Raw genomic sequence first — 18826 nt, 5'->3', positions numbered from 1 at the left:
ATAGTTATTGGAAGCATGGCGATAGGATTCCCAAGTGGAACTAAGGGGATCGGCAGGAGTTACTGACTTCTCAGAACTGTTCGAGTTAGGAGAACTTGGGGCATAGAATAAATGATTTGTATAATCTATTTTCTGATTAAAGGAATTATTGGCTGATGGATTAAAATTACTAGCATGGGAAATAGGATAATTGCGGAAATCAGGACTGCCATAGGATTCGGTGCTATAGGCATTGGGGCGATCGCATTTTTGATAAACCACTGCATCAGGGAACACATTGACCTTAAATCCATCAAGATTTTGCCCATGCAGTTCCATGTGACCTGTAATCAAGTAGCAGTTAGTTTTAAGTGCTACTTGAAAACGATGTAAAACTTTTTTAATAGCCTGCGGCTCAAAGTAAATAAAGACATTGCGGCACAAAACCAAATCAAAATTAGAAAATTCGGAAGATGACCGACTAAAATCTTCATCCACTAAGTTATTAGAATAAAAGACTGCCATTTTGCACAGATTCTCATGGAGCCGCCAGAGATTGCCCTGCTGGGTGAAGTAGAGACTTTTTTGTTTTGGGGTGAGGCTCCGTAATGACCAATCGCCATATACTGCCTGCTTTGCTTTTTGAATTACTTCAGGATTGAGATCAGTCCCGACAATCTTTAATTTCCAGTTCTGAGGATCAGGAATTAATTCCTGTAATAAAATGGCGATGGAATAGGCTTCTTCTCCCGTTGAGCAGCCCGCACTCCAAATACGCAGAGTCTTCGTATTTTGCTGCGCTTTAATAATTTCAGGCAATATATTATTTTGCAATAAATTGATATGCCCTTTATCGCGCATGAAATAGGTTTCAGAGATCGTGATTTGGCGAACGAGTTCGCGCCATTCTGAGTGACTCATATCGGAGGCACTGTTTAAAAGGTCGCAATAGGATTCGTAGGTGGAGAGTCGTAATTCCTGCACTCTGCCATGAATTTTTTTGCAAAAAGGCGCATCATCTTGAGGACGGATGTAAATTCCAAAACGCTCAGCGATCGCTGCTTTTAATTTATCTAAAACCGATTGAGGAATAGTTACCATTTTTATATCTCGTAAATGAATAGCTTGGCTAAAATACTCTGCATAGTATTATTGGGAGATTTAATTTCTATATCTCTAATCCCTATGTGTTTTTGATGTTTTAATAACTCTATATATTCCTTATCAAGATTAGGGAAAGAATTATATTTTGATGCTGTCATTAAGACGATCATCTGAAAAGATTTTGGAAAAGATTTTTGATTTGAATCAAGATTTAAATAACTATATAAAGTAGCAGGGTGGGCAATATCCCACATTCCTCTAACTCTTAAGTTAGTGATACCTAAAGGATCGACTTTATTCACTCTAGCTAGTTCATTAGTTGGACTAAGTTCTACATTTGAAATCGCTTGAATTCCTTGAGTAATAGTTGCTTTAATCCGTTCATAACAATCCTTACTAGCTGCATAGCAATCACCATAAATTAGCCATAGTGAAGATAAGCGCTGATTAGTATCTTTGCCATCAATACAACCAATACAATAAATAATATCTTTCTCTTGCCAATCTTCACAATTTCGACATTCTGATAGCAATAAAGGACTATTTGCAAAAAGTTTTGCCGATGGATAAGAGCTATTGAGCGCAATTCTGGATTTGGTCGATGTAATTTTTTTAACTTCGACAGCATCACCACCTTTAATCATAAAATCTGGCGGATTATTGGCATTGCCTCCCCAAGAAAATACTTTTCTGTGAGCTTCTTCTTTTTGATGCAAGTTATTAATATTTACGGAATCAGCAAATATATCCTTAGCAAATAATTTTAAAGCGTCACCAACGGAGTTAATCCGATTTTCACTACGATAAAAATCAATTACATTGGGAATGCCACACTCGACTACTACCTTAATTGCTTTTAGAATATTTGTTGCAGCTTGATCTATCATATTGCCTCCATATATTTAGCTAGATATTCCTGAAGGAATTTTAAAATATTCTTGCTCCTGATTTTGATAGTTCTCTAACGAGAAATCTAACTTCAACTGTTGATTAATCGATTGCGCGATCGCGTATGCCAAATTGACAGGAACTGCATTGCCAATCATTTTGTAAGCATGGGTTAGATCTTGATAATAAAAAATAAAATCATCGGGAAAAGTTTGGATTCTGGCGCATTCCCTCACCGTTAACCGCCGATAGGGCAATGGTGACTCTGGATCAAAGATCCATTTGTCTTGACTGATCCGAATCATGCGATTGGCTTGGGGATGGATCGGTGCATGACGACCACCCGCTTGAATAGTGAAAGATGGCTCATCCCATTTACGCACCCGATTTCTCGACATATACATACTTGAAAAATCACCCTGCATATATTCATGATTAGGGATATTGCAATCATGAATATTAGACTTGCTACGCCCGATCGCTGGTTTTTCTTTGCCTTGTAAATCGGCGATCGCTTGTTTTAAGTTAGGAATATCAGGAGATGTGGCTAATGCCTTGAATGCAAATTTCTTGCCTAAATCAGCCCGAAAACCGATAAAGATAATTCTTTTCCGAGATTGAGGCACATCGTAATCCTTGGCATCAACTAACTTGTAAGTAATGGAATAACCAGCTTCTTCAAAGGCAGTCATAATATTTGCCAAAGCTCCACTATGTTTTTTGTGCAGCATTCCTGAAACATTTTCCGCCAGAAAAAATAAGGGCTGTTTATCTTTGAGGACGCGCACATATTCCATGAATAATTGTCCTCGCTCATCATTAAAACCTCTTTGAGTTCCTGCCTCACTCCAACTCTGACAAGGCGATCCGCCAATAATGCCGATACATTCAGGAATATCCTGTGAAGCTATTTGTCTAAGATCTCGCCGATCCAAAAAAGTATGCCGATGATTTTTTTCATAGGTTTCCCAGATAGCTTTGTCAAACTCATTCGCCCAAACCACATCAAAACCTGCTTTAGAAAAACCTAAATCTAATCCTCCACAACCAGAAAATAGCGAAATGATTGACTTCATAGAGGTATTTCAGGATTTATATGCTTTAACTTACAAGATGATTGGGTAACTAGAAAGAAATCGAACTGGTTTGAGTGGTGAGAATGTGATTCATCACAAAGGGGGCTATTTCTTGGATGGCGAGAACATTTTGGGCGGCTCCCATTTTGATCGCTACCTGTGGCATCCCAAACACGATACTGGTGGCTTCATTTTGGGCGATCGTCACGCCGCCCGCTTTGCGAATTGCCATTAAGCCCGTTGCGCCATCGCGTCCCATGCCTGTGAGCAAAATGCCAATACTTCGCGCCCCATAGATTTTTGCGGCCGCTTGAAAAGTAACTGTCACCGATGGGCAATGTCCATCCACAGGGAAGGCAGCAGTGTAGAAAAATCTGCCGCGATCGTCAAATTCCAGTTGGCGATCCTCTGGTGCGAAGTAAATCGTGCCAGCTTCGGGCATTGTGCCTTGGACGGCAATCTTGACAGGCAGATGGCAGAGGGAGCCGAGCCAATCGATCAATCCCATTAAAAAGCCACGGCTAATGTGCTGTACACAGACGATGGGCGCAGGAAATCCTACAGGGATTTGGGTTAATAGGGTTTGCATGGCTTGGGGACCACCTGTGGATGCGCCGATGGTGACGATTTGGGTATCAGGGGCGATCGCAAAAAATACGGGTGGTGGGGCGGGTTCTTTATAGGTTTGTTTTTCGAGAGACAGTAAAGTATTGCGCTTAGTGCGGGTGAATACCGACACCCCTGATAAAACCCGAATCCGTTCGATTAAATCCTGTTGAATTTTTTTGTAATCTTCAAACAAGCCACTGGGGGGCTTGGGAAATACATCGACAGCACCCGATTCCAGCATTTTAAAAATAGTTCGCGCATCTTCAGTCTGTACGGAAATGCTAATTACCAAAATGGGACGCGGATATTTCATCATCACTAATTCTGTAAGCTGCAAACCATTCATGCGGGGCATATGGTAATCAGTGCAGATCACATCAGGATTAACTTGAGGCAAGAGGGCTAGGGCTTCGATGCCATCCTTCGCACAGCCTACTACTAAAATATCAGGGGCTTGGGAGAGAATCCGTTGCAAAATCTCTAGGGCAATGTGGGAATCGTCAACCAGTAATACGCGGATCGGTGACTTAGGCATTTAGATCAGTCTCCCTAATGTCTCTAGAAGCACATTTTGATCGAAGGCACTCTTAACAATATAGGCATTTGCCCCCACCTCTACACCCCTGCGTTTGTCCTCTTCAGAGGCAAGGGACGTAACTAAAATTACGGGCAGATCGGTGTATTCTTTGTGCTGACGGATACGGGCGGTCAGTTCTAGCCCATCAAGGTGCGGCATTTGAATATCAGAAACTACGGCATCAACGGATTTGGTACGGAGTTTTTCGTAGCCATCTAAGCCGTCAACGGCGGCAATGACTTCATAACCCGCATTTTCGAGAATGCGTTTGACTTGGGTGCGGACTGTTATCGAATCTTCGACCATTAAGACTATTTTCTTGCGTTGTACGGATTCTAACAGTTTACTCGCTGACACAAATCCTGCACGTTTCCGCGCTGATTTTAATAAGTCCGATGGGTTGAGTACCATGCAGACTTCGCCTGTGCCTAAAATAGTCGCGCCACTGACGTTACGAATCCTTTTGAGCAGCTTGCTTTGCTGTTTTATCACCACATCTTGCTCATCAAGTAGGGCATCAACGATTAAGCCTAGTCTTTCGACTCCGATTTTGAGGATGATACAGGGCAAGGACTTGTGATTGAAACTGCGATCGCTGACATCTAGTTCTAACAAATCCGATAGCCAAGCGACGGATACGGGATGATCATCGATCGTAATCGTGTGACTGCCTTCGATGGAAAAAATATCTTGACGGGGAATCAGGCGCGTAGTTTGCACAAATTCCACAGGCATGGCATAGGGCGTATCTTTGACGGCGGCAATCAGGACATGGGTAGTGGCGAGGGTGGTGTCAATCTGCATACGGAACAGGCAACCTTGCCCCGCGCGAGATTCTACCCAAACATCGCCCTTGAGCCGTTCGATATTGGTGCGAACTACGTCCAAGCCCACGCCGCGCCCCGACATTTGGGTAACAGCAAGGCGAGTGGAAAAGCCTGACGTAAATACTAAATTGTGAATTTGCGCTTCCGACATGGAGGCTAACTCTTCTTCTCGGCAAATACCGCGCTGGATTGCGGCTTGACGAATTTGATCTATATTTAGCCCTCTGCCATCGTCACTGATTTCGATGATCACACTGCGGGCATTTTGCAAACCCTTGAGGCGGATTGTGGCGACTCTGGGCTTGCCAGCCTTTTCGCGTTCGGAGGGCAATTCGATGCCATGATCGATCGCATTGCGGATCAGGTGCATCAAAGGATCTTTGATTTCTTCGAGAATATGTTTGTCGGCGGAGGTGTCGCCGCCTTCGATGATTAGCTCGACCTCTTTGGCTTGTTGTCGTGCCAGATCGCGCACCATGCGCGGAAATAAGTTAAAAACAGTGGCAAGGGGCAGTAATCGCAAAGTGCGAATGCCTTCCTTGAGATCCCCTGCGATCGAGTCGAGTCGGGCGGTGTCTTCGTAAGTATTGCGGCGCAGATGATTGAGTTGATTGCCAAGGCGATCGAGTCTTTCTTCGAGGCGGCGGTGGAAGTTGCTGTTTTTAGGACTATGGCGATCGTCTTCTTTACTTAGAGAAATATCAGATAGAACTTTGCCATTTTTTTCGAGGGCAAGGCGGCTGACAAAGGTATCGCGGCTCCATTCTTCCCAGAGACTAATAATTTCTTCAATTTCCGTAAGTCTTTGGGAGATGCGGATTTTGGTAACGGTTAGCTCACCAACTTGGGTCATCAGGGCATCGAGCTTCTGGGGATCAACGCGAATTGTATCAATCCGATATTTATCAGTTTCGCTAAAGGTGGCGTTTAAACTGTTGTTAATGGCATTAGTGCTATTAATATTGCCATTAGCCGATCGCAGATCAGGATGGATTGCACTTTCAGGCGGTTTTTCAGGCGATCGCACTGGCTGAGGATTGGGATTTAAGGGAGGAGCCGCAGGGATGGTGGGGTTAGTTTTGGGGTTGGTAGAATTTTCGGACAGAGGGGCGATCGCTACGCCATTATTGCCATTGTTTTGATGACCATTATGACCATTATGACCATTACCATTCACTCTATTAAGGCTCACTATTTCAGGCATAGCCCCAATAGGCACAATATTATTTGGTAGTGCTTGTAAATTTTCGACCGCAGGCTGCGTATTCATCATCACATCGCCAGTATCTTCAAAGGGATCGCTAAAGGGATCGCTTTCCTGGGTCGGCTCTGCCACCTGCACCTCGGCTCCCATTAACTGCGCCAGCACTTCAAAAATACTAATTCGTGCCTCCTCATCGGTGATTGCCTCATGCACCAATTGCCTGATCGCATCAAGTCCCAAATATAGGCGATCGAGCATTTTGCCTGATATTTCCAACTCTCCCCGTTTCGCGGCTCCCAGCAGATCTTCAACTTGGTGGGTGAGCGTCTCCACGCCCGAAATACCCAGCATCCGCGCATCACCTTTGAGGGTATGCGCTTCTCGCAATGCTTCCTCTAAGTGCGCCTTATCCTGTGGATTTTTCTCAAGAAATAGGAAGTCTTCTTCTAACTTCTGAATATGTTCTTCACTAGCAATCTTAAAGACATTTCTCAGTTCTTCATCTTGGATATACATAATAGGCACTCCTTATTAATACTTGCCCCTCATCCCCCAGCCCCTTCTCCCACTAGGGGAGAAGGGGAGCCATCAACTTTCTAGTCCCCCTCTCCCTCAATGGGAGAGGGGCTAGGGGTGAGGGTCTACACCACTGCCTGTAACTTTTGCGCCGCCGCATTAAGCTGATGGGTGCTGACCTTGATTTGCGATACACCTGATGCGGTTTCCCTTGAGCCAAGGTTGATGGCATTCATCGCTTCCACTACTTGATTGATGGCTACAGCCTGTTGTTTGGCATTGAGCGAAATTTGTTGACTGCTGATAAAGACGTTATTGATCGAGTCAGAAACGCCTGTAAAGGCTTCTGCCATGCTGCGAGCGAGGGATAGACCTTCGTTGACGGTCTTGTTGCCTTCGTCCGTGACCATGACGGTGGAGTTAATCGCCGTTTGAATGTCGGAAACGAGGGTGTTGATTTTTTCGGCGGACTTCTTGCTTTGATCGGCAAGTTTACGAATTTCTTCGGCAACTACCGCAAAGCCTTTGCCGTGATCTCCCGCACGGGCGGCTTCTACAGCAGCATTGAGCGCCAGCATATTGGTTTGGTTGGCGAGGTCGCCCACAAGTCCTGAAATATTGCCGATCTGGTTGGTTTGTTCACTAAGTCTGAGAATTTGTTCGGCGATCGCACCGACTTTATCCTTGAGGGTGGTCATCTCATCGAGGGTTTGACGGACTGCCTTTGTGCCGCTTTCGGTGAGCGAGAGGGCATGGCGTGCGCCTGAAGCTGAGACTTCCGCCTGTTCTGCCGATTGCCTTGAGGATGTGCCAAGCTCGCCCATTGTCGTTGAGGTTTCATTGACCGAGCTTGCCTGTTGCGAGACGGTGCGCTCTTGTTCCTCGACTGCGCTGGCAATTTGTGCTGAAGAACTGGCGATTTCGCTGGCGGCTTGGTTGAGGGTGTTGGCGATCGCCGAAGAAATCACAAAGGCAACTATTAAAGCAATTACCAAAGAAGCCAAAGCGCCAAGTACCGACATTGTAACCAAAAGCCCCAGAGCATTCTTGGTGGTGTTTTCCGCATTCTTAATCACCTCAGCTTGGCGCGTGTCAAACTCCTTCATCACAGTTTCAAAGGATTTAAGGAGTTCTGCGCCCTGTTCCACATTATCCACCACCAATTTACGGTTGCCCGCTTTCGCCGCCTCAATCTGACTGCGCGTGATTTTTTCGTACTGATCAGTAAAAGCTACCATTTTATTCATGCGTTCCTTTTGCTCAGGCAAAGCATCTTTCACCAATACCAAAGCCTTATCTTGCACTTCATTCAGGTTTTTTACGCCGCTTTCATAGCGATCCAATAACTCCTTATCCAGAGTGAGGGCATAGCCCCGTGACTGTCGAGCAATTTGCGAAACTCTTAATTCCAAGGCATCGGAAACTCTAGCGCGATCATTAGCAACCAAGGCGTGCTCAAAGCTCTTATCAACAATTTGCGATGTGGTATATACCCCGATCGCCAATCCTGCAATCAAAGCCACTGGTACAGAATAGCCAAATAGCATTTTGCCCCTGAGTTTCAAATTATTAAACATAGTTTTAGTCCTAATTGGTGATTGGTGATTGGTGATTGGTGATTGGTGATTGGTGATTGGCTAAACTTCTTCGTTTACCGAAAGATTCCCTTCTGCAAAAATTTTGGCAAGGTTCAAAATTCCCATCATTTTTTCTTGATACAGAACTGTCCCCTGTAAATAGTCGCGATCGCCTTCACTGGTTGCCATGGGATTGGGCTTGATGTCGCTCTTTTGCAAATACAGCACATCAAATACCTTCTCCACAGGAATGCCCATGATCAGATCGTCTATATGGACAACGATCGCTTTAGAAGTGGGATGGTGTTCATCGATCTGCATATGCAGAGCGCGGCGAATATCAATCAGCGTTACGATTTCGCCCCGCAAATTGATATTGCCGACCACATGGTCGGGACAGCAGGGAATTGGTGTGACTTTGTGAAATTCCGTAAATTCGCGGACGACTTCCAAATCTAAACCAAAGTATTCATCGCCCAAACCGACTACGGCGAGGGGACGCAAACCCATAAAGTCATTGCGCTGGGAAGCTTGCATCAATTGTTCTGCACGGGTATGAAAAGTCAGCCGCTCTCGCTCAGTGATATGGGGACAGAAGGTATCAAAAAAGTTGCCTTGTTTCTCGATCCAATGGTGTTCACCGTAATGATCGGCATGATGCTCATAGTGATCATTACGGTAATCATTATGATGATCCTCAAAATGGGAATCATGATGAAGCTCGGTGATTTCTTTGGTAGTAATCGCCCCATCGACAATTTCCACACAATCAAACAAAGATGCAGTTTTTAATAAGGCGATCGTCTCTGATTGCAGCTTTGCCACACTGCTAATTAGCTTAGAAGGATGGCGTGTATAAATTGTGGTTTCTATTGCATCAGGGGCGATCGCTACCACCTCCCGCACTTGATTAACCACGATCCCCAGCATTTCCCCATCCTGTTCGAGGGCAATTACGGAATCACTCACCTGATATTCTTGGAATGGATAACCAAAACGATGATTGAGATCCATTACTGGAACTAAATGCCCCCGCAAATTTAGCAAACCAATGATATCTTTGGGTGCATCAATGGCGATCGCTAGTTCTGGTAAGGAGAAGATCTCTTTTACAGCGATCGCATCAATGCCATAGATCAAGCCATGCAGTGAAAAGATTACATAATATTTGGGGATAAGTTCTTGAGATAACATAATCGCTCTACCGCCCCACTAACTACATTGATACTGAATGCTGGTTGCCATTTGATCATCGGAAGTATCTTTAGGCTTACAAGCAGTTGCCCTATTGCCTAGAAGCTGATCTACGGTCTGTCCTGCTGATCTGGCTGGTGATCTTGCTTGAGTTTTGGTTTCTGATATGGCTTCTGCATTGGAATCTGTCATCGGCATCGGCAAATTTAAGTATTGGCGCACCAACTGCTTGAGGCTTGAGGCTTCAAAGGGCTTGGTAATGTACTCATTGGAGCCAGCCATTTTACCCTTCATTTTGTCAAAGAAGCCATCTTTACCCGTCAACATAATGATTGGCAAATTGCTAAATTGCGGCATACGGCGAATGGTACGACAAACTTCTAAGCCATCGATTTCAGGCATCATCACATCTAGCAACAGCAACTTTACAGGTTGGTGATACATCACGCTTAGTCCATCAACGGCATTGCTTGCCACTGCAACCCGACAAAAAGAAGAGAGCGTGCGTTGAATCATTTGCTGGACAACGGCACTATCATCGATCGCCAAAATTAATGGCATGGCGTTGGTTTCTTCGGAAATGAAATTAACCCATTTTTCCTTTGACCACTTTGCATAAAACTGAGCGATTTGCAAAGGATCTTTGTCTAAACCTTGGGAAATGTCACAGAGCGATCGCTTGCCATCCACCCATTCCACCAAGTGCTTTTTGACGCTGTGGGGCATAGGTGATGATTCTGTTGCCGTAGCAATCATGGGAATTAGTTTGAGCGAAGGGATCACTGGCTTAATCGCTGCCCAACGATCTTTACGGTGAGCTAGTTCTAATAATAAATCGCCAACTTTCCATGCACTCCGTAGTTCCAGATTGACATTCTTTTCAATTTGAAAACTGCCTCCACATTCCCAAATCTGTTCCAAACGCACAATCGTTTGAGCATAGAAAACTGCTTCAATCTCCCCCCATGTGAAAAGTTCCATGGCGATCAAACGTTCTATTAATTCTTGGGTTGAATGTTCGTCTTTAAGCTGCCGCGAAGCGAAGACAACGGCTGGTGCAATCCATTGACGATGCAATTTATGTTCAAGAAAGTCAATAATTGCATGGATATCGGGCAGACATGGCACTGCATACATCAGTGAGCCATTGCGCCAAGCCAGAATACATTTCGATAAATTCTGATCCTTGATTTCTAAGTCAAGGTTTACAGTTCCTGAAAAAGCTACGCTCTCTAGTTTTTTTAACAGAGCTAGCAGTTGTTGGTTGTGAAATTTGCCTTGCACTGGTTTCACCTCCGCCCAAATGAGTGCAGATGACCCTCACATTTACCGAGAGCCTCTCAATTAAGAACATCTGATAGAGCTAAGAGTCTAAAACTCATTGTCTCTATGCCGAATTAAGGCTGCGCTTAAGTGAGATGCTCTTTACCTCTATTTACGCAAATTGGCAGTAATTTTTGTTCGATTCATGCTAATAAGCTACGAATTGAATTCCTAAATGCTACATAATTGCTTTGGTTAAAAGCTGTAAAGGGAAGGACTAAATAGATATTTCTTAATTTCTATATTATTTTATTTCTACCCCTGAGTCAAAATCACACATTAAACTTAACTTTTGTCTATCCGCCAAAACCATTAATACCAAACCGCAAAAGTGTGACTACACCTTTATGGGTTGAAAACCAAACCCATTGTGGGTTTTGGAACACAGCAATGACATAGCCATCTCTGTGTTCGGTATAAGACTTATTGTTGTAGCCACTTGCATTAGGACAAATCAAACAAAACGATTAGCTACATTGCTATTCACTAATGAATGTGTTAGAAAAGGTAGGGGCAATTCATAAAATCGCCCTTAACTTTTTGGGGGCTATATTCAACGAAAACCCGCAATATTAACCATTGGGGCGGCTCATCTGTTCTAAGTCGAGAATTTCCGCTAGCTTCTCTGCATCCATTAGCCCCTTATCTAAGACCACTTGACGCAATGATTTCCCAGTGGCTAGGGATTCCTTCGCCACATCTGCCGCATGGAGATAGCCGATGTGGGTATTCAATGCAGTGACTAGGGAGAGACTGCCTTCAGCATAGGCAAGACAACGATCTTCGACAGCAACGATGCCCTGAATACATTTGGATGCTAAGGTGGCGATCGCTCTGCCTAAAATCTCAATACTTTGGATCAAGTCATAGGCAATGAGCGGCATCATCACATTTAATTCCAATTGTCCTGCTTGGGCAGCAAAGGCGATCGCACTGTCATAGCCGATTACCTGATAGCAAACCATGTTGATCATTTCCGCAATCACAGGATTATATTTGCCAGGCATAATCGATGACCCTGGTTGCACAGGCGGCAACATGATTTCCCGCAAGCCTGTTTTTGGTCCTGAATCCATCAGGCGCAGGTCATTGGCAATTTTGCAGGTATCTAGGGCGAGGTTGCGGATTGCCCCTGATACATTCACAAAGGGAGCCATGCTCTGCATCGCTGCCATCAGGTTTGGAGCAGGTTTTAAGGCAAAGCCTGTGATTTCGCTAAGTTTCTCTGCCACGCGATCGCAATATTGAGGATGGGTATTTAAACCCGTACCAGAGGCACTGCCACCAAGTCCCAGCACTTTGAGGTCTTCAGAGGCAAGACTGATGCGTTTAATGTGATCGCTGATGATCTGGGCATAGGCTTGAAATTCATCACCAAGACGCACGGGGACTGCATCCTGTAAGTGGGTGCGCCCCGATTTGACGATAGGGGCAAAGGCGATCGCCTTGATGCGTAGCTGTTCGTCAAGGCTTGCCAATGCTGGCAACAGGGTTTTATCTAGTGCTAATAATGCGCCAATTCTAATGGCAGTGGGGATCACATCGTTGGTTGACTGTCCATAGTTCACATGATCGTTAGGGTTGACGTTGGCATAGTTGCCCTTAATATCGCCCAAAATTTCGAGGGCGCGATTAGCGAGTACCTCATTGATATTCATATGGTGCGATGTGCCAGCCCCCGCCTGATAGACATCCACCACAAATTGATCGCGCAGATTGCCATCTAAAATTTCATCCGCCGCCGCCGCGATCGCCATGCCCATGCCGACTGGGATACAGCCAAGCTCCGCATTGACCAATGCCGTTGCCTTTTTGATCAGCAACCCCGCATCCACAAAGGTCGCAAGGGGTTTGAGTCCACTGATTTGAAAGTTGGCGATCGCCCTTACAGTCTGAATCCCGTAATAAACATCGTCGGGCAAGGACATTTCGCCCATGGAGTCGCGTTCGGTTCTGGTCATAAATTTTGTATGCGAATTTTGTGCGTGGCTGTTATCAGAAATTAATACTACGATAAATTTCTGCGATCGCTAATTGAATCTGCAAGGATTCGAGATTAATTGCTTGATCTAACCCATCAAAATCGCTGTATAACCAACCTTGCTCTTGCTTGCTAAAACGTTCCACAAGCACCTTATTTTGACGGATCAATAGATATTCACAAAAGCTAGGAATAGAACGATACATTCTAAATTTATCAGTGCGATCGAATTCTTCCGTTGAGGTTGATAGCACTTCCACAATTAAAAGAGGATTGAGAACCTCGTCTTGGCGATCGCCATTAAGCTGCACAGGCTTGGCAAAAACCATCGCATCAGGATATACCCCCCGCCGATATTCTGGAATCCACAGCCGTAAATCGCTGTTAATCACTTCAAATTCGGTATCTCGCAATTTATTATCCAAGAGGTTAAGGATATTACGACCAATACGGCTATGGTTAATGGTTCCGCCTGCCATTTTAATAATTTCTCCATCGTGGTATTCACATTTTTCTTCAGAGATATCGGCGATCGCCCGATATTCATCAAGGCTGTGTTGGCGTTGCAGGGTGGCAATCATGGGGTGTAACCAAAGGACAACGGTTATATTTTATATACTTTAGCGTCAAATTAAAGCGTGCTTGCAAGCCTTGTCAGACAAGATGTCTGACCCACAAAGGCAGAATCCTTGTGGAACGCTCATCTTGCCCGTTTATGGTTAAGATTTGTCAGGCAATCAGCTTACCCTCTCATGGCTGAGCGAGAATATTTTTTATCAAAATGTCCAGTTGCTTGAGCTTAACGGGTTTACTGAGATAGTGATTAGCCCCAGCCGCCAAACAGAGATCGCGATCGCTCTTCATGGCTAGGGCAGTTAAGGCGATGATGGGAATATGCCGCAGACTTTCCTGTTGCCGAATTTGCCGCATCGCTTCCAAACCATCAACATTGGGCATCTGTACATCCATCAAAATCACATCTGGATGGTTGGCGATCGCAAGGGCAACGGCTTCCTGTCCATTATCAGCAAACAATAGACGATATCCCTTCGCTTCCAAATAACTGGATATAGTTACAACATTAGCGAGATTGTCTTCTGCCAGCAAAACTAAAGGCGATCGGTTAAGGGAAGGTGCATTAACAGGGCTATGGTCAGGTTCGATGGCGATCGCCAAACTTGCGGAATACGCATCGGGAGCAACCTGAATCTGGTAGGGAAGATCGACTGTAAAACAACTTCCCACTTCTAGTTCACTAGTTAGCCCAACCCGACCGCCGTGCAGTTCCACAATCTGCTTAACTAGGGCTAGTCCCAAGCCAGTACCCGCATATTTGCGATTGAGGGCGCTATCTATCTGCACAAAGGGCTGAAATAGTTTTGTCATATTTTCAGGTGTAATGCCAATGCCAGTATCTGTAACGGCAATATGCAGATAGCTGATTTGGGAATCAGGTGACTCTGGAGGTAATAATGCAGCAGTGAGGGTAACGGTTCCACCTTCTAGGGTGAATTTCACGGCATTGGTGAGCAAGTTCAGTAAGACTTGTCTCATGCGGATTTCATCGATTAAGATATCAGGCAGATGAGGAGAGATTTTCGTTATTAGTTGAATGCGTTTGCTAAAAGCCTGTTGCTTGACGAAAGCAATGCTAGAGGAGCATAAATGTTCTATGGAAACTTGGCTATAGTCTAAATTGATTTTCCCAGATTGAATTTTGGAGACATCTAGGATATCGTTTATGAGAGTGAGCAGGTGAGAGGCGCTGTTTTCCACAGTACTGAGGGCGTTGAGTTGTCTCTCGTTGATGTTGCCAAAGATTCCCTCTTGCAAGCCTTCTGTCATACCTAAAATGGCATTAAGAGGCGTGCGGAGTTCGTGGCTCATGGTGGCAAGAAACTCATCTTTTAGACGGGTGGCACGTTCTAACTCGGCGTTGGTGCGCTGCAACTTGGCTTCGGCTGCCTTACGATCGCTGATATCTATTACCACACAAACACAGCGCCCATCAACCTTAGAGAGCAGCATGGCAACACCAAGCAGAACCGATACTCGACTACCATCTGGACGTAAGTATTCCTTTTCCCAAGGGGCAATTTCTCCATGTTTCTGCAAATATGCGATCGCCTGACAATCCGATTCCACATATTCGGGAGGGGTGATTTCAGCCCAATTGATACGGTTTGCTGCTAGGTCGGCGCGGCTATAGCCAATAATGTCTAGAAAGCGATCGTTGGCATCATAGATCACCCCGTTAAAGTCGGTAAACATCATCCCCACCACATTGGAATCAAACACTCGCCGAAATCGAGTTTCGCTTTCTCTTAGGGCTAGTTCTGTCTGTCTGCGATCGGTGATATCCCGAAAAATCCCCTGCACCATGATTTCCCCGTTAATGTTAATGACACTAGCCGTAATGTCCACGGGTACAGTGCTGCCATCGCGTCGATGGCAGATTACATCCAAGATCTGAGCGTGTTGTTTCTGTACTATTTCGGCAAAGTTTACCTTGATTCTGTCTAGCTCTGTCGCAGGATGCAGTTGTGTAAAATGTAGGGTGGTCAGTTCTGCTAGGGGATAGCCCAACAACAATTCGGCTCTCTGGTTAGCCTCTAGAATATTGCCCTGAAGATCGGCTATCAAAATGGCATCGGCCGCCCCCTCTAATAAACCTCGATATCGAGCTTCCCGTTCGACTAAAGCCGCAGTACGTTGGCTTACGCGCTCCTCTAACTCAGTATTTAGAGCCTCTAGGGCTTGAGCAGTGAGCAGTCGTTCTAGCTCTGCCCCCGCCCGCGCTGCAAAAATCGTGAGCAGTTTTTGGCTCCAGTCAGGATCAGCTAAAGGGGCATCATGGAGAATATAGAGAATACCAATGGGTTCACCTGCGGCATTTTGTAGCCTTACCCCCAGATAACTTTCTACCTGCAATTCATTAAACAGGGCATTGTCGGGATAGATTGCTTGCATACCCGCAGGTTGGCAAAAACTTCCATCTTGGAGCGATTGGTAGCAACATGGCACTGCATCGTAAGCCACAAACTTAGGGAAGCGAAATTCCCCATTTGCAAAAAATGACAAGACCTGAAACCCATTGGGCATTGCTTGGTCAACCGAAACATAGCGCACTCCCAAGGCTTCAGAAACATGACGTACTAGAGCAGGAAAAAAGGCTTCACCTGTTACAGCAGCAGTCCCTTCAATCACTTGACGCAGAGAAGCTTCGGCGCGATCGCGTCGCATTTCCATCTCTCGCTGCTGCGTAATATCTTGAGTAGTACCCCACGAAAACAGAGGCTTGCCGTCAGCACTAAATGCGCTCTCACATTTCTCGCACACATACTTAATGCGACCATCTGCCATGGGGATGCGATGCACTAGACTATAGGGCTGGCGATCGCGCAGATGTTGCCTATAGGCAGATTTAGCAGCATCTAGATCGTCGGGATGGATAAAACTCAGAAAGGCTTCACAAGATGGGCTAAATTGCTGTGGATCGACTTCAAATATGTGAAAAATCTCCTCTGACCAATAGAGCGTATTGTGCTGAAGATCTAGTTCCCAATTACCAAGGTGAGCAATCCGTTGGGCATCCTGCAAACGTTGGTTACTTTGCCGCAGTTGAGCCTCCACTTGAAGACGCTCTCGCAATTCTGCTTGCAACTGCTCGTGGGTTGAAGCCTGTTGAATGGCGATCTCCAACTGCGTCATCACGCAACGCAATAGATCAATTTCATCCTCCTGCCAGTCCCGCGTTGTTTGACTTTCCACGACATTTAGCAAGCCCCACAACTGCCCCCGACAGAAAAGCGGCAGCAGCACCTTGGCGCGGATTTGTTGCTCTCGCAAAAACTCACGGTGGCACTCTGTCATCTCGGTGATGTCAATGTCAGGGACAATCCGAATATAGTCCTCACGATAGATTTCGGTAAAGTTTGACTGAAAACAATGATCGAAGACCTTTTTGCCCATTAGCGATCGCGGTAGGCAGGTTGACTCTGCCACCACTACGCTGGAGTAGTCGGGTTCAAATTTCCAAATATTGACGCGATCGCCGCCGATGATTTGCTGAATCTGCTCAACGGCAGTATCAAGGATCGTTTGCAGACTTAATGAGGAGCGAATCTGGTGAGCCAATCGACTTACAGCCTGCTCTCGCTGCAACTTTTTCTGCAAGTCATCGAGGGTATGTGCAGTTTTCTTAGCGTAGTCTGGCATATTCTTACCTCCTGAAAGCTTCATAGTTTGAGCAATAGATACCTGATTCACCCCTCATACCATATTATTCATATTATCTACAGTAATCTAAAAATTAATATCCCTTACTAGTATCATTTTTTGTATCGTTTTTTGATTGCAAATGTGTAAGTATTCATTTGCAAAACGCAACAATCACAATTGAAATAATTGATGAAATAATTGGTGAAATAATTAATGAAAGTCCTTTTTCTTTAGCTGTGCAGGTAGATCTATAATAATTATAAATGAGTAACCTTATCTAGCGGTCTAGCATTATGCCATCGGAACATCCACCAGTTATGTTGGTGGACGGTTACAACGTGATTGGGATGTGGCGGCGCTTGCAGGAAATCCGCGATCTGCAAGGGTTTGATTTGGCGCGATCGCAATTGACGGAAGAAATGGTAAATTTCAGTGCCTATCACGGTTACAAAACCACATTAGTTTTTGATGCTTATATACAGGCGACCCCCGCCCGTGCCGAAAAAATCACTAAAAATCTCAGGCTGTACTTCACCGATCATAATGAAACCGCCGATACATACATCGAGCGCCAATGCGGCAAATATCGCCGCGACCCACTCAGGCATTTAAAAAGGATTATTGTGGTCACTTCCGATCGCGCTCAACAATTAACGGCGGTGGGCTTTGGGGCAGAATGGCTATCGGCGATCGCCCTTGAGCAAGAGGTGGAGGCAACATGGCGATCGGTACAACATCGTCAAAAGCCCCAAAAAGCTGATACGAAAAACCTGTTGGGCAACCGCATTGATGGGGATACTAAAGCCAAATTAGCCCAATGGCGCAATCGTTTAAATTAGTGCTTGCGTAAGCGCGGCAATAGCAAGCCCTGACTGGGGCTAAAAATAAGGGCTAGGGCAAATAGCAGCAACACCATCACCACAATCGCAGGACCAGAGGGCAGATTGAGATAGTAACTGGCATACAGCCCGATCTCACTCGCCAACAGCCCCACCCCAGCCCCCACAAAAATCATCTGATGCAATTCCTTGACTAATAAATAGGCAGTGATCGCAGGGCCAACCAATAGGGATACCACTAATACCACGCCCATAGTTTGCATACTGGCAATAATCGTCAGGGTGACACCTGCCATCAGTCCTAGATAAATTAAATTTATGGGCAGTCCCAAAGCCTGCGCCCCGATGCGGTCAAAGGTGTAAAACAATAGCTGTTTATAAAAAATGGCGATCGCCGTCAATACAATCACCGCAATCATCGCAGCGCGGTTTATATCGGTTTGGGTGACGCTGAGAATATCACCAAATAAAAATCCATGGAGATCGATTTTGATTTTTAGGATCGATATTAATAAAATGCCGATCGCAAAAAAACTAGAAGAGGTTAGCGCCATCGCCGCATCGACCTTAACGCGGGTCTGCGATCGCAAGAGGGCAATCAAAAAAGCACTGCCCAAGCCCGACACAAATGCACCGATCGCCACATCTATGCGCCAAAAAAAGGCGATCGCCATGCCTGGCATCACCGTATGGGTCATCACATCCCCCAAGAGAGACATCCTCTGCACGATCAAAAAACAACCAATCGCAGGACAAATGACACCAGCGATCGCGCCAGCGATCAGGGCATTTCGCATAAATTCCAAGGTCAAAGGCTCGGTAATCCATGCCCAGAATGGTAATTGAGCAGTTTGCGCGACCAACATTAGGGACATAAGAGGGACATAAGTAAAAAATGGCGATGCGATTGT

13 protein-coding genes are annotated in these 18826 nt (G+C 45.3%); 1 reads left to right on the top strand and 12 read right to left on the bottom strand.

Annotation, left to right across the window (positions count from 1 at the left end; translation table 11 throughout):
• The 11 genes from H6F44_RS14715 to H6F44_RS14665 form a co-directional block, all read right to left on the bottom strand.
• A partial coding sequence (locus tag H6F44_RS14715) for a CheR family methyltransferase (RefSeq protein WP_190351784.1) occupies positions 1-1080 on the bottom strand: 1080 nt, incomplete at its 3' end.
• A 2-nt stretch (positions 1081-1082) separates the two neighbouring features.
• Entirely contained in the window at positions 1083-1970 is an 888-nt protein-coding gene (locus H6F44_RS14710; protein ID WP_190351783.1) for an NgoPII family restriction endonuclease, read from the bottom strand.
• A 15-nt stretch (positions 1971-1985) separates the two neighbouring features.
• Positions 1986-3047, bottom strand: a complete 1062-nt coding sequence (locus H6F44_RS14705) for a DNA cytosine methyltransferase (protein ID WP_190351782.1) — start codon at positions 3045-3047, stop codon at positions 1986-1988.
• Positions 3048-3096: 49 nt separating this feature from the next.
• Positions 3097-4191, bottom strand: coding sequence for a chemotaxis-specific protein-glutamate methyltransferase CheB (cheB, locus tag H6F44_RS14700; protein ID WP_190351781.1), 1095 nt, complete (start codon positions 4189-4191; stop codon positions 3097-3099).
• A complete protein-coding gene (locus H6F44_RS14695; RefSeq protein WP_190351780.1) occupies positions 4192-6780 on the bottom strand; it encodes a hybrid sensor histidine kinase/response regulator in 2589 nt (862 codons plus the stop codon).
• A gap of 125 nt (positions 6781-6905) precedes the next feature.
• Positions 6906-8357 carry a methyl-accepting chemotaxis protein gene (locus H6F44_RS14690; RefSeq protein WP_190351779.1) on the bottom strand — a complete coding sequence of 484 codons (1452 nt, stop codon included), beginning with the start codon at positions 8355-8357 and terminating at the stop codon, positions 6906-6908.
• 60 nt (positions 8358-8417) lie between these two features.
• A complete protein-coding gene (locus tag H6F44_RS14685; protein WP_190351778.1) occupies positions 8418-9551 on the bottom strand; it encodes a chemotaxis protein CheW in 1134 nt (377 codons plus the stop codon).
• 18 nt (positions 9552-9569) lie between these two features.
• A complete protein-coding gene (locus H6F44_RS23790; RefSeq protein ID WP_190351777.1) occupies positions 9570-10835 on the bottom strand; it encodes a response regulator in 1266 nt (421 codons plus the stop codon).
• A 611-nt stretch (positions 10836-11446) separates the two neighbouring features.
• On the bottom strand, positions 11447-12835 hold the full coding sequence (locus tag H6F44_RS14675; RefSeq protein WP_190351776.1) for an aspartate ammonia-lyase: 1389 nt from the start codon (positions 12833-12835) through the stop codon (positions 11447-11449).
• Positions 12836-12869: 34 nt separating this feature from the next.
• Positions 12870-13436, bottom strand: a complete 567-nt coding sequence (locus H6F44_RS14670; protein WP_190351775.1) for a Uma2 family endonuclease — start codon at positions 13434-13436, stop codon at positions 12870-12872.
• A 169-nt stretch (positions 13437-13605) separates the two neighbouring features.
• Positions 13606-17073, bottom strand: a complete 3468-nt coding sequence (locus H6F44_RS14665; RefSeq protein WP_190351774.1) for a PAS domain S-box protein — start codon at positions 17071-17073, stop codon at positions 13606-13608.
• A 296-nt stretch (positions 17074-17369) separates the two neighbouring features.
• Between H6F44_RS14665 and H6F44_RS14660 the strand changes: the two genes are divergently transcribed.
• Positions 17370-17915, top strand: coding sequence for an NYN domain-containing protein (locus H6F44_RS14660; RefSeq protein WP_190351773.1), 546 nt, complete (start codon positions 17370-17372; stop codon positions 17913-17915).
• Here the strand turns inward: H6F44_RS14660 and H6F44_RS14655 are convergent.
• Positions 17912-18790 (bottom strand): metal ABC transporter permease, encoded by an 879-nt coding sequence (locus H6F44_RS14655; RefSeq protein WP_242016585.1) that lies wholly within the window; start codon positions 18788-18790, stop codon positions 17912-17914. The genes H6F44_RS14660 and H6F44_RS14655 overlap by 4 nt on opposite strands.
• Positions 18791-18826: the final 36 nt, after the last annotated feature.

The sequence above is a fragment of the Pseudanabaena cinerea FACHB-1277 genome (assembly GCF_014696345.1).
Classification (GTDB): domain Bacteria; phylum Cyanobacteriota; class Cyanobacteriia; order Pseudanabaenales; family Pseudanabaenaceae; genus Pseudanabaena; species Pseudanabaena cinerea.
Note: the sequence above shows the minus strand (reverse complement) of the source record. Positions and strands in the feature narration are given on the sequence as shown.